The organism is Cysteiniphilum halobium (genome assembly GCF_003574425.1).
Taxonomy (GTDB): Bacteria; Pseudomonadota; Gammaproteobacteria; order Francisellales; family Francisellaceae; genus Caedibacter; species Caedibacter halobius.
Genome location: NZ_QLIU01000004.1, coordinates 1 through 14272 on the forward strand (window position 1 = coordinate 1; position 14272 = coordinate 14272).

Here is a 14272-nt window from a genome sequence, read left to right on the forward strand (position 1 = left end):
GAAGGGCGTTGTTACCCGTGGGGGTAGTCTGGGCACATAAGGTGGGGGAAAAAAAAGAGGCAAGGTAAAGCCAATCAAACGTAAAAAACATGGTCGGTTACAGTCTAGCTATTTCCGGTATGGCTTGGATATGATTGCTAATGCTTATCAAAGAGCAGCTTTTAGCATAAGAGATTTTAAGCTCTGCCTTAAGATTTTAAATCGACCATTACAGGAGCTACTCAAATGAAAAAATCATCGTGTACAGAGTTTTAAATCATAGTGATATTGATATCCTAATTGTTCTGCTATATGCCCATATTGGAACTGGCTTGATGCGTATCGACTATTTACCCACTGACCATCTACATATTTTTGCATATATAATACATAGTCATCTTGCTCAGAAATAACATGATCAATTAAATAAGGGATATGATCCACAAGGAGCATAGAACGTTTAGCATGGAAACCTTCTGGCACCTTTGATAATCTTTGATAACTCATATCACCAAAGTGGCCGTTGTCATATGCTATTGTATATTCATCAATATTAACTCCTTCATAGTCTGTAAGCCCATATATATAAAATTTCATGGTTTCAGGAATGACTTTAACAGCATATATCAAGTCAAGTTTTTTAGGCAATAAATAGCTTATAACAGGCGTGTTTGTCTGACTTTTATGATTAAAAAGACTTATCTTAAATTGACCCTCTTTTGATGATTTATCAATGACAGCAATATGGTCGCTCTCAGCAAAGTATAGCATTGAAATTATTTCCGTCTCACTGCGGTACAAAGTACTATCTTTGTTTGTTGTCAAATCAATTTTATTTAAGCTTTTCTTCTCTATATCAACCATATAACTATTGTTATACATATCCATGACTATTTTGAGATCATTATGTTCAAATGGTGTACCTGTTGTTTGTCCAAGTTTTTGCCAAACATAGCCAAAACCTTCAGGGGTACCAATAACACTAATCAAATTTTCACCCTGATTATTTGCTAATAATACATAAATGTTTCCATGATTATCGTAACTTGCCCTGATACCTAGATAGCTATAGCTTTCGCTTGGAAAATGTAAATTAACCCATTGCATTGCGATATTTTTTAATATTTCAAGCCTCTTGACTCCACCATCATCTACTACAACAGCTAATGTCGTATGGTTATCATCATTATCAATCCAGTAATATGATTCTATTTTCCCGTTTGTATGCAAGTATGCTTTAATGTCCTCTAACATTACCTCAGAACTTTCATTTGTTGTTAAACGGTATAATGATGAATTGCTAGTTTCAGTTTCTGATGTCCCCATAAATAGATCTGTTTTTTTCAACACCGAGACAACATAATCTTTATTAAGTGCGGTTATAGTAAGCTCTGCTCCAGAAGTTGTGGTATTGCTCGGATTGTGGAAATATATATAACAGCTTTCCTGTTGTAATAAATCAAATTTGTCTGAACTTATTTGACAATAATCAGGGCAAAGCATTTCATTACACCACTGGACACCATAGTCTGAGCTACCATTTTTACCATCATATATGGTAACACTTTCCGGAAAATAAGTTCGATCTAAGCTGATGTTTCTAACATTGGTATCACCATTATTAGTCAACTTAATCGCACTCATGTTTGACTTAATTGAACCGATACTTTCTTCAAGAAGAACACTCTGATATGAAGAGTCAATGTAAAAGCTCTCTGCCACATTATCCGCCATATTATTTGCCTTCAATACAGTTAATAAATGGCCTTTTGCAGGAACTGCATTATCCGCATGAATAATAAGCTGACATGACTCTTTTGGTTTAAGTTCTGCATTTAAACATGTTGATGATTGATTAATCTCTACCCCTGTTGCAATTTGACCATCTCTTGTAATAGAAAAATTGGCTATATCTGGTAAAAAAGCATTAAACGCACCCTCATTTTTAAACGCAATGTTTGCTACTGCTCCTGGTTTAAGATGAACATTGTTTTGCATCGATATATGATTGGCTTTTAACTTAATATCAGCATGAGCTGTAAGCGTTACGCCAGTATTCGTTTCATAAGGCAATTGTAATTGCATTTCTTTTGTATAATCTACTGGATGTGCATCGATAGCAGCCTCTATATTAACTTGACACGATTCACCAGCTTTTAAAACACCTTTTGTCAAGCAATCATCACCATTGGTAACTATTGTCATTGTATTATTAGCAACATTCTCAAGTTTAGCATGATCACCAAGTGTTACTGACTCTTGCAGTTGATTAGTAAAAACAATGGCTTCTATTTTTGGAGAATCAAACATAATTCCCTTAGCCGTGACAGGTGATGAAATAACATGCGCATCTGCAATATATTGCCCATTTGCATTAGCCGCTTCTAAGGTAATCGGTATCATACTATCCTTGTGCGCTTCAAGTGTTTTAACTACTTCTTCATTCATTGGTAGTTTAAAGCTTACTGTAAAAACGCTCTGAGGAGGTAGCTCATCAATAATATTGGTGGATGTTGGCTCAGCAATACCCTCTAACCACTGTGGTATCATAACTTTAAGTGCATTAATAGCTATTGCTGCATTATTTGTAACCTGAATTTTTACTTCAATACCTGGAGCAAGATATTTTCCCATACTAACCGAAGAAGACAAATCAATTAACCGTGCATCATTTTCGGGGACAAACTTTAATGATTTGTTAATTTCTAAGTCTTCTGCATTCTCTGAAGTTCTTACAGCCAAAGTTAAACGCTTATTGGTTTCTTGGGCAACTTGTCCATTAAGTTTAGCTAAAAAAGCAATATTACACTGATCACCTGCTGGTAACATTTTGCCTTGTCCATTTTCATCAAAGCATGTATTTTGTGGCAAGCTTAAATCATAAGTCAGCTCAACACCATCTGTTACCGGCGTATCAAAGCCTTTGATCTCTACCGTACTATTATTACTTACTCGACCTATGGCTCCAATTTTTACTTGATCGACAACAGGATTTGTTACTGTATACGATAAAACGGTTGTTTTACCGGATTGAATCACTTCTGGTGCTTTGATAGCTTCTTGGGCTTTTAATTGCGCTTTTACCGGTGTTGGCGTGGGCGTATCACCTCCTGAAGCACCACCTCCACCACAGCCAATAAGTGCTAATGAAAATAATAATGATGTATGTTTTAGATTAAATTTCATAATCTCTCCTAATTCTCTTTTAATGAACAAACGGGGTTAAAACTTAATAAGATCAAAATATGAACTAAATTAGTGCCTACGTAAAATTAGATTTCCTGATATGACTATTTGAATTATTTATGTCGACTTAAAATCATGTTGTAGATAGTTTATGCTTTCTCGTAGGAACACTTCCTTTCCTTAAATTAAAGGCAGGCTACTTTTCACTGGCACATAACTGAGATTGAAAGTACCATCTCCTAGTTGACCAGCATGATTGCCCCCCCAACAGTAACTTTTATAATCATTGCCAAGAGCACAGCTATAAGCAGCACCTGTCGCAATAGAAACTAACGATACATTGTTTGGAATACTGCCTGACTTAACGGCAATAGGTGTTGTTTGTTCCCAAGTAGCAAAACCACTACCTACACCCGCATGTCCTCCCCAGCAATACGCCTTTTGATCACTTCCTAAAATACAGCTGTGCGTGAAACCTAATGACATAGCTTTAATCGTCACACCATCAGGTAAGGCACCTTGAGCAACTAAACTAGGTTTATACTCACCGTATTCATTCACCATATTATTGCCCAGTTGACCATATTTATTATGCCCCCAGCAATAAGCTTTATTATCTTCGGTTACTCCACAAGCATGATCATTACCCGTGTGGATTGACTTAAATACTAGCCCTTGCTGGTTGACTGCCACTGGAGAAGTGCTCCCTCCAGATACCTTGTTGCCAAGCTTATAGTAATCATTTATCCCCCAACAATAAGCTTGACCTGTATGATCTAATAGACAACCGAAATCTTGACCTAGGCCAATTGAAGTAATTGCTGCTGATTGTGGCAATTGCCCTTGTGGTAATTCCATCGGTGTATTTCTAAAACCACCCCCCCAGCAATAGGCTTTTTGGTTACTTGCTATGGCACAGCTAAAATTATTTCCTAAGGCAATACTAGTTAATACCACACCTTGAGGAATATCACCTGTTAAGACCTTAACTGGTGAATGACTTGATGTATTGTTACCATTGCCAAGTTGCCCGTTTCCATTTTCTCCCCAACAATATGCCTGATTTTCAGAGTCTAAAGCACAAGTATGTACATTGCCTAAAGAGATGGACATTAGCGCATAATCTTTAGGTAATTCACCTTGACTAATTTTGGTAGGATACATCGAGTTTTTATACGTCCCATTACCCAACTCCCCAGAAGCATTATACCCCCAACAATATGCTTGATTGTCAAGATCTAAAGCACAAGTATGCCGATAACCAGCTGATAATGCACTATATTTCACTGATGAGACGGCTAAATTCAATATATATTGATTTAAAGGTAAGCTTGTTGTTGACTCTGATGTGACATCAAATAGATATTCCCCACTTGAAATATCTTCTGAAATCTCTGCTATTACAGAGCATTGAGGGCTTTCCTGCGACACAGATAAAACACATTGATTACCATTAGGAAAGCTAATATGACTGTTATTACTACTGATTGAATATACCTGATCAGTAGTAGAGCTACCATGCCAATCTTGAGGTGGTGTAATAACTATATCTACACTTTCTCCTGATATCACCTGCTTAACACTGTGACCATATTGTTGTAATTGAACACTAGCAACACCATGATCAACAATACTTACCTCACCAACATCTAATGTATCTACTGCTAAATTACTTTGTCCCATTTTTAAGCTTAATTGATAATCACTTTTTATCGGTGTATGATCACTTACTTCAAGCCCAATATAGCAATAACTACCACTGGCAACAGCAGCACCATCAAAACAGCTTGGTACTTTTGCTGGTGCGTTTATCATTAAGCCTGTAACCCCATCATCATGCGTTACTACATAATCTATCATACTTGTCGATGGCAGCCATTGTATGCTTTCTTCATTATTGACAAGCTTTAAATCATAGTGTTTCTTGCCAGAAATAGGTAACTCAAGAGCAACTGCTTCTGGCTCATAAGCGATGCTATAAACATAGTTAACTTGGAAATCAACTGCCAGTGTTGTTGATTGTGAAATACTTCCTTCTTGTGGTGTCATGATGATATCTAGATGATCACCTGTATTCACATTTGCATCTGCTTTTGCCTCAAGGATTAAGGCACAGCGCTCTTTTGTCTGAAGTATGGGAAACTCACTGCAATTTGCTAAACCATTAGCACCTCCAGCTGTCACACGGGTGATAGCATGAGGAAGCGCTTCTGAAAAAGCGATGGTGTAACGATAGTCCGTCGGATTAATCAGCTCAATATATTGCTGCCCCGGTTTACCAAAAATCATTGTATCACTTAATTTTTGCGCACTTTCAATCGCTAATGACGCAATATAAGGAAAAGTATCCAATTGCATCAGCGGTCGATACTCTGCCAACGCATTATTACTGGTGAAGCGAATAACCTGTCCCCCGGTCTCATCTGAATTTGCATTGCTGATAACCGATGTCATGTTAGCTTTTAATGCTGAGGCTAAATCATCAGCCGTTTTACCTACCTGGAGCGCTAGCTCAACATTTGCTTCTTGATTGGCTGATAATGTTGTTATTTTAGAAAGATTGCTCATATCAATAATCTCTCTAAGCCACTGAGGTAATATTTCAACACGCATACCTGAGATAACTTTATTTGTTGGATTATTAAGTTTGATCACTAAACCCTTCTCATTAATATCGATATAATTAAGTGCTTTCTTTAGCTCATGAAAATTAAACAGCGCACTTGTATCGGCATCAGGAGAGTCTGGGTCAATGACCTCTACTTGAACTGGCACCTCCATTTGGGTCTCATCTTGCCAATGTATCACCAACTGTGGTTTAAACTCAGCAGTAACTGCATCCGCTGGAATATCAACTTTTAATTGACATATTTGATTAGAACTAACGGGTTTCCCCGCCGTGCAACTATTAGGATAACTCTCATCTACTGTAAATGCCGAAGCACCAAGAAGCTCTGCTTTGTTAAATGTTTTTGTCACTGACTCAGGTAGACCCACTGTAAAATATAAAGAAAGTGCTTTACCTTGAACTACTGCACTTGGATTTAATAACGCATTAGCACTAGCACCACTTTTGCTATAACTTGGTAACAGCAGACTAAATTGATTATTTGAATTTTCTATTTGAAGACTTAACAACTTATCTGACAAATCTGATAATGGTTTGATGGTTATATAGCAGTTTGCATTTTGTGCTACTGCATTTCCCGTTAAACAATTAGCCCCAACTAAACCCTCTTCAATTGCAAATTCAGAGGTAAGATCATTACCCTGTGCATCATAAATCTTATAATCACCTAGATTTTTTGAAGGATACCAATGCATAAAACCATTATTTTTAAAAGCAATTTGATTATCATAGTTTGCAATCAAAGTGTTTTGGTCACTTGCTGAAACATTAACGCTAGTGTCAACTGCAAAATTAACTTTATAGGATTCACGATTACTGTCATTAGGTGTGCTAAATTCGATTTCAAAATTCTGAAGTCCTTGCAAATCTTTAGCTATGCTTGGATCGATAGAAATTTCAGCAACGCAACTATTATTTTTTGCTAATGGCAATGAGCATTTTGACATATCAACCTCAATGGCATCAGCAAATGGCGCTAGCTTAGCATGAATATCTGTAATCGCATCTGTGCTTGTATTTAACAACGATACAGTTGCTTTGAATTGACCATCAATTTCTTTAAACTGACTGATAGTATCAGTATTCGCCACAACATTACTCAAATAAATAGTTGGCGTTAATGGGTAAGCTTGTGTTGTGGAACGTGCACTATCATAAGTAATCTGTGCTTGAGATTCATTCTTATGTAAGCTTTTTTGCCATAACTTTAATGCTTGCTGCGCTTGAGCACTATCTTCTAACTTGTACTGTAATACAACAGACTCCGCACCTTTAATCTCAAAAATATCCTCTGATATCTTAGATATATAGGGTTTAATCACCTCTGGAAAAATCAGGTTTGGGTTATTAATAGCATTTGCTGTTGCATTGTTTAGGGTAATATTAATCACCTCCCCAATTGCAATAGGTGAGATCTGGGTAATAGAAAACTTGCTTTTTTGAAACTCTGGATCATTTGATGGTTTAAAAGAAAGCTTCACTATCGATTCAATTACCCCCACGCTAGTCGTATAAATAAGTTTGCCCTCATAGGCATCACGCTCTTTTGTTGTCACTACTTCCCACTGATCCGTACAATGCTCACCAGAGGAAAGTAACATATTGACTTTACATGAAGAGGGTGTGTCCTTTTGTCTAAACTTAACACCCGTATCTGCTGGTGTTGTTGCTACTAATTCTTTTGATAAAATTTGCACTTTTGAATTATTACTTACAGCTTGTAAGCTTAATTGGTTAGATGGTGTTACTTCTACCAAAAGACCTAAAATTGCTTCCTTATCACTCATGTATGCCTTTGTGCTATCAGTAACCACCTTTGCTGAAGCCTTAAGTGAAGGAGGATTAACAGGTTCAGTGCCTGAACCACCTCCACCGCCACAAGCAGACAGTAATAAAACAGACAATAAGTATAGTGGTTTGCGGGCTATATTTTTCATACTTGATCCTTTTTTATTTGAATTTCAAATAGAATATGAATGGAAAATGATCTTTCGTAAAATTAGATTATGAAATAAGCTTATTTAGGATTTTTATATAATGGATATACATTTACGGAAATTAAAAGGTGTAAATAATATTCTTAATCAACTGCAGGTTTGGTTAGCACTGGCGTATATCGATCTACTTTAGTCCCATCTCCAAGCTGTCCATAGTTGTTATCTCCCCAGCAATAAGATTGGTTATCGCTACCAATACCACATGTATAATGATCTCCAGCTGTAATATCAATCAACGCAACATCACTTGGTATTTTACCTTTTTTGACAACAACAGCACGATATTCAGTATTATCATGGCCCACACCAAGTTGTCCTTTAGCGTTCATCCCCCAACAATAGGCTTGTCCATCATCTGCTAATGCACATGCATGATAATGCCCCGCTGTTATTTTATTCAATAGAGTACCTGACGGTATAATCGTTTGATTAACTTGCGTAGGTTTCTCTTGCTGTTCGTTTGGAAATGAGCCCAGCGTTGATTTTCGACCCCAACAATAAATATCTTGCTTGTTGTCCGATAACGCACAGGTATGTAAAGCACCTGTGGCAATCATGTTGAAGCCAATACCCGATTGACTGACTGCTCGAGGGTAAGCTGGAGAATCACTGGCTCCTCCATTACCTAATTGCCCATTCTCTCCAGATCCCCAACAATAAGCTTTCTTCTCATTTGTTAAGACACACGCATGCGCAAACCCAAGTTCAATATCTGTGATTTCTGCAGCAGATGGTATTTGTCCTTTAGAAATTTTCGTTGGCAATAAAAAGCTCTCCTGAGATGAGTTCTTAATGAGTTTATAATAGTTACGCCCCCAACAATAAATATTATTTTGGTCATCTACTGCACAAGAAACACGCTCGCCAGCGGCAATATTTTTTAACTGAGCACTAGCTGGAATATCTCCATTACTCACTTCAACAGGTACTTTAGCATTTTCTGGGTAATCTGCATTACCTAACTGTCCACTACTGTTACTTCCCCAGCAATAAGCTTTACCATTTGTTGCTAATGCGCAGGCATGCACCCAACCTTGTGATAACTTTTTAATATCTTCAACGGCGGGAAGCTGCCCTTTCTTTAATGCTGTTGGTAATAAGCTTGCCAAAACATCTGTATCATTACCTAGCTTACCACTACTGCCATTATAGCCCCAACAATATATTTTATTATCCAGTGTTTTAGCACATGCTGTGTCTGATTTAGAACCTGACATAATCTGATTATAAGCAGATTTAGCTAATACACTCATGTTTATTTGCACTTGTCCAATTGGCAAATCCGTTGTTTCATCTGGATCAATACTTATGTTATATACTCCTGAGCTTAGCTCACGATCAACCGCAATAGCAACTAAGCACTGAGTATCTTGATTAGCAACAGATAGCTTGCATGTGTTGCCATTGGGAAAACTAATAGCAGGGTTGCTTGCATTAATACTAAATATCTGATCATTTTCAGTAGAGGTATACCAATTTTCAGGCGCTATAATACCGATCTCAACCAACTCTCCAGCTTGAACACTACTAATACTTTGACCATTTTTCTGCAACTGAACACTTGCCTTACCATGATCAACAATGGATACCTCGCCTACTGCTAATGTCTCAACTGCTAAATTGCTTTGTCCCATCTGTAAACTTAATTGATAATCATTCTGTATGCCTGCATCATGACGTACTTCAAGACCAATATAGCAATAGCCTCCACTGGCCACCGTATCTCCATCCATACAGCTTGGTGCTTGTGTTGGTCCTGTTATATGTAAACCATCAATCCCTTGATGATGATGTAAAACATAATCTGTCATGTTACTTGAAGGTAACCACTGCATCGCTTCTTCATTATTGACAAGTTTTAAGTTATAAACTTTATTACCTGAAATGGGTAATTCGATTGCACTACTTTCTGGTTGATAGCCAATGCTGTACACATAATTCGTTTGAAAATCAATTTGTAAGGTCGTTGTTTGGGTGATGGCACCTTCTTCTGGTGTTAGCATAATATCTAAATGATCACCTTCACTCACATTAGCATCAGATTGCGCTTCAAAAATCACTGCACAACGCGCTTTAGGTAATAACTGATCTAACAACCCACTACAATTCACTAAACCACTTATACCACCTTCAGTCACACGATTAATACCCATAGGTAAGGCTTCCGAAAAACTTAATATGTGACGATATTCTGTTGGGTTAACAACCTCAATATACTGCAATGCTGGTTTGTCAAAAACAAGTCGCTGAGTTAATGTTTGTCTTGCATTTTCCTCTTGTGTATCAATATAAGGAAAAAGGTCTACTTCTATTGCAGGATGATAAGCCATTACAGCATTACTACTTTTAAAACGAATAACCTGACCACCCGTTTCATCTTCATTTGCATTGGCAACCACTGCCGTTAAATGATCCTTTAATGCTGCCGCTAAGTCATCTGCTGTTTTGTCTATTTGCAAGCCTAAGTGGGTGACTATCTCTTGCCCTGATGGAATGGTGATTTTGGATAAACTACTGATATCGACAATATCTCTCAACCACTGAGGTAAAATCTCAACTTCAAAACCCGATATTACTGTATCTGTTGTGTTGTTTAGCTTTATTTGTAAGCCATTTTCATTAGCATCAATGTAGGTGAGATCACCACTTAACTGCATAAAGCTAAATAACCCACTGATATCCGCATCAGGGTCTTGTGGATCAATAACCCCTATAATGGTATGAACATCTGAGCTTGTCCCATCCTTCCACTCAATCACTACAGTAGGTGCAAATTGTGATAGTACAATAGCTTCTTTGGGAATATCTAATTTTAACTGGCAGGGATTGTGAATACTTGCTATTGTCTGATCAATAATACAACTCTGCGGATAATCAGTATCTTGCACAACTCCATGAATTACCTCCCCAGAGGCATCTTTAATCGTAAAGCCTTTAACTATTTGTTCCTCAGGAGGTGCAACCGTATAAAATACTGACAACGGTTTGTTGATAATCACATACTTAGAATTCAGTGAATTATTCGCACTGATACCATTGCTACTATACCCAGGCAATGCGTGAGATGTAAGATCCGCATTACTACCCTCTAGCTTTAAAAATAAGTCATTTCCAGATTCATCTGTCTGTGCTCTTAGCAGTACAGCACAACTGTCTCCTTTCTTAAGCGGCTCACCAGACAAACAATTGCTTCCCTGTGTAGCACTCTTTATATCAAAACGACTGCTTACATCATTACCATTACCATCAATCACTTTATAATCAGCTGAATCTGTTGAAGGGACCCAATCCATAAAGCCCGTGTTCTCAAAGAATATTTGATTATCATGGTTAGCAAGAAATGTACTGTCTTGAGCCAATTCAATTTTAGAGCGTCCATCAACAGCCACTGTCAGATTTATGCTGTCTCTATTTGAAACATCTGCCGTTTGTAATGTTAATATCAGGCTTTCTTTTCCTGCTATCTCATGTGAAATACTTGGATCAATAACGACTTTAGCCATACAACTCTTATTGGGCAGCAAAGGTAAGTCACATGCTGCAACATCCAAGCTTATAGCATCGGTTTGTGGTGACACGCTTAATTGAATACCGGTAATGTTTGCATTACTAACATTCAATAATGATACATTAGCTTCTAACTTTCCATTTACTTCAGTAAACTTATCAATGTTATCTAGCGAAGATGTCAAATCACTTAAATGTATCTGTGGCTGCAATTGATAAGCTTGAGTCTTAAAACGCGCACTGCTATAAGTGATATATGACTCTGGGTTAGCTTCATCTAACTGCGCCTGCCATTTTTTAAGGGCTAACTGTGCTTCTGTGCTATCCTCAAGGATAAAGCTTAACTTGGCAGATTCACCACTTTTGATTTCAGCGATCTGAGTACTTTGTGTTATAAAAGGAGATATTACCGATGGAAAGGTAACCTTAGGGTTGTTGATGGCCTTAGCTGTCGCATTGTTAATGCTAAGGCTAAATTCATCTCCTAAACCGATTGGATCAATATGACTGATGCTAAATTTATCTTTTTCAAACTCAGGATCATCAGGCATTTTGAATATGAAATTAAGCTTTGATTCGGGTGAGCCCGCTGTTGTGGTATAAACAACTTTTCCCGTATAGTTATACTCTTGTTTTGTAGTGCTAACTTTCCAGCGATCTACACAACTTTCCCCAGTAGATAAAATATTTTTGTCCAAACAGGATTCATTTGTTTTAATTTCTGTGAACTTAACATATGTACCATCTTGTGATTCAGCAATAATCTCTCTTGATAATATTTTTAATTGGCTATTGCTACTAGCTGCTTGAATCTGCATTTTTCTTACCAATTCTGCACTTAATGCCACCTCCAATATAGCTTCTTCATCACTTTTATAGGCATTTGAAGTATCTGTTGTAATCTTAGAAACTGCAGTGATACCAGATGGAACAGGTTTAGGTTCAGTGCCTGAACCACCTCCACCGCCACAAGCAGACAATACTAAAACAGACAATAAATATAGTGGTTTGCGTGCTAACGTTCTCATTCATTTATTCCTTTTGTTTAGACTTCAAATAGAATATGAATAAAAAGAACACTATCGTAAAATTAAATTATGAAATAAGGTTATTTATCTTGCTGATAACAGCAGACAATGCCTAACAAAAAATAAAGCATAAAAACAATAAAAATAATGCGCGCCATACTGCTGATTGTTATGATAAGTATGAGATAAACTTAACACATAACCAATAATACACATGGATCTTAGCTTTACACTTATTCTTTTGGCTATTTTAATTCTGTGCTCTGCCTTTTTTTCAGGGTCTGAGACCGCAATGATGTCCTTGAATAAATACAAATTGCGCCACATGGCAAAACGTAAAAACAAAGCAGCGAAACGCAGTTTAAATCTTATCAAACGCCCTGATCGCCTATTGGGTATGATTCTTGTAGGTAATACCTTTGCCAATATCATTGCTTCGGCAATTCTAACCAGCTATGCCGAACAGCACTTTGGACATATTGGCATGATTATCTCAACAATTGGACTAACCATTATTATTCTGCTATTTGCAGAGATTATTCCGAAAACGTTGGCTGCTCTTTTTCCACAAAAACTTGCATTTCCAGCATCTTTTTTATTACTTATTTTACTGGTTTTATTTTACCCATTAGTGTGGCTTTTAAATGGTTTTGCCAGTCTCCTATTTCGCTTAGTTGGCTTAAAAATAAAACATAAAGAAACCGCAGAGCCGCTAAGTAGTGATGAGATTCACTCTGTTGTGCATGATTCTAAAAGCAAGTTAGGCCCCAGAAACAAAAATATGCTCTTGGGTGTTCTAGAGCTTGATCAAATCAAAGTTTCTGATGTGATGATTCCCCATCACAAAATCGAGTATCTTAACTTAAGTCTTGATATTGAACAAATCATTAACCAAATTGTTAACGCAAAACATTCTATTTTGATCGCCTGTTATGAAAATATTGAGAACATTGCTGGCATTATTCTTACACGCGAGGCATTAAAATTTATTGCAACAGATGACACACCAACCTATGAAGAAGTTTTGACATTACTTAAAGATCCTTACTATATTCCGGATCACCTATCTATCAAGCGCCAATTGATTAACTTCCAGCAAAAAGGAATGCGTTTTGCCACTGTGGTGAATGAATATGGTGAGATTGAAGGAATTATTACCGTTGAGGATATTATTGAAGAAATTGTTGGTGAGTTTGCTGATACCTACAACCTTGAAACACATATTAAAACTGGTAAAGATAATACTTATAGCACTACAGGAGACACAACCATTCGTGAGATCAATCGTCATTTGCATTTACATTTACCAACTCAAGGCGCTAAAACCATCTCTGGGTTTATTATCGATGAATTACGCGAAATACCCATTGGCAACTGTTGCCTTAAAATCAATGGTTTTATCATTGAGGTGAAAAAAGTTGAAAATAATATGATTAAACTGGTTAAGATCCATCAGATCAATTAAATTGTCTAAGCCATAGCTCTACGAGACAACTGAAGATATATGTAATCAAATAGCCAGTTATAGACAAAAGCATAAATCAAGAAAAATACAACAAAACCAATATCAACGATAAATGCCTGCCATAATGTCATATTAAGCCAATAAGCAACCAATGGAATGGTTACAACCAAAAGCCCCAGCTCAAATAGCAAAGCGTGCATGACACGTATTACCATACTACGCTTAAAGCGGTCTTTACCAATCTTTGCTTCATAGTAATCAAACATCCAGTTATAAATGAAATTCCATAACATCGCCATCAATGAGATAAACACCCCTAATGCTCCGACCTCAACAATGCTTTTATTTAATATCAATGCCGCTACAGGGGCAAAAATAATGATTGCAATTAACTCAAAGCCAATCATATGAATGATACGTGTTGTCAAACTAAATCCATTATTTTGTTGCATAACAAACTCTCTTTGTTTTTTGTTACTAT

General features: G+C 37.0%; 5 protein-coding genes. 1 reads left to right on the plus strand and 4 read right to left on the minus strand.

Annotated elements, in window-relative coordinates:
* Nucleotides 1-234 precede the first annotated feature (234 nt).
* The 3 genes from DNK85_RS01760 to DNK85_RS01770 all read right to left on the minus strand — a co-directional run bounded on the left by DNK85_RS01760 (nt 235) and on the right by DNK85_RS01770 (nt 12326).
* Nucleotides 235-3165, minus strand: coding sequence for a hypothetical protein (locus tag DNK85_RS01760; protein ID WP_119327865.1), 2931 nt, complete (start codon nt 3163-3165; stop codon nt 235-237).
* Nucleotides 3166-3345: 180 nt separating this feature from the next.
* Nucleotides 3346-7731, minus strand: coding sequence for an RCC1 domain-containing protein (locus tag DNK85_RS01765; protein WP_119327866.1), 4386 nt, complete (start codon nt 7729-7731; stop codon nt 3346-3348).
* 143 nt (nt 7732-7874) lie between these two features.
* Entirely contained in the window at nt 7875-12326 is a 4452-nt protein-coding gene (locus DNK85_RS01770) for an RCC1 domain-containing protein (protein WP_119327867.1), read from the minus strand.
* Between the two features lie 214 nt (nt 12327-12540).
* On the opposite strand from DNK85_RS01770, the gene DNK85_RS01775 reads away from it, so the two are divergent.
* Nucleotides 12541-13791: an HlyC/CorC family transporter gene (locus DNK85_RS01775; protein WP_119327868.1), complete on the plus strand. Its 1251-nt coding sequence runs from the start codon at nt 12541-12543 to the stop codon at nt 13789-13791.
* 5 nt (nt 13792-13796) lie between these two features.
* Here DNK85_RS01775 and DNK85_RS01780 read toward each other — a convergent pair whose 3' ends face one another.
* Nucleotides 13797-14243 (minus strand): PACE efflux transporter, encoded by a 447-nt coding sequence (locus DNK85_RS01780; RefSeq protein WP_119327869.1) that lies wholly within the window; start codon nt 14241-14243, stop codon nt 13797-13799.
* Nucleotides 14244-14272 lie beyond the last annotated feature (29 nt).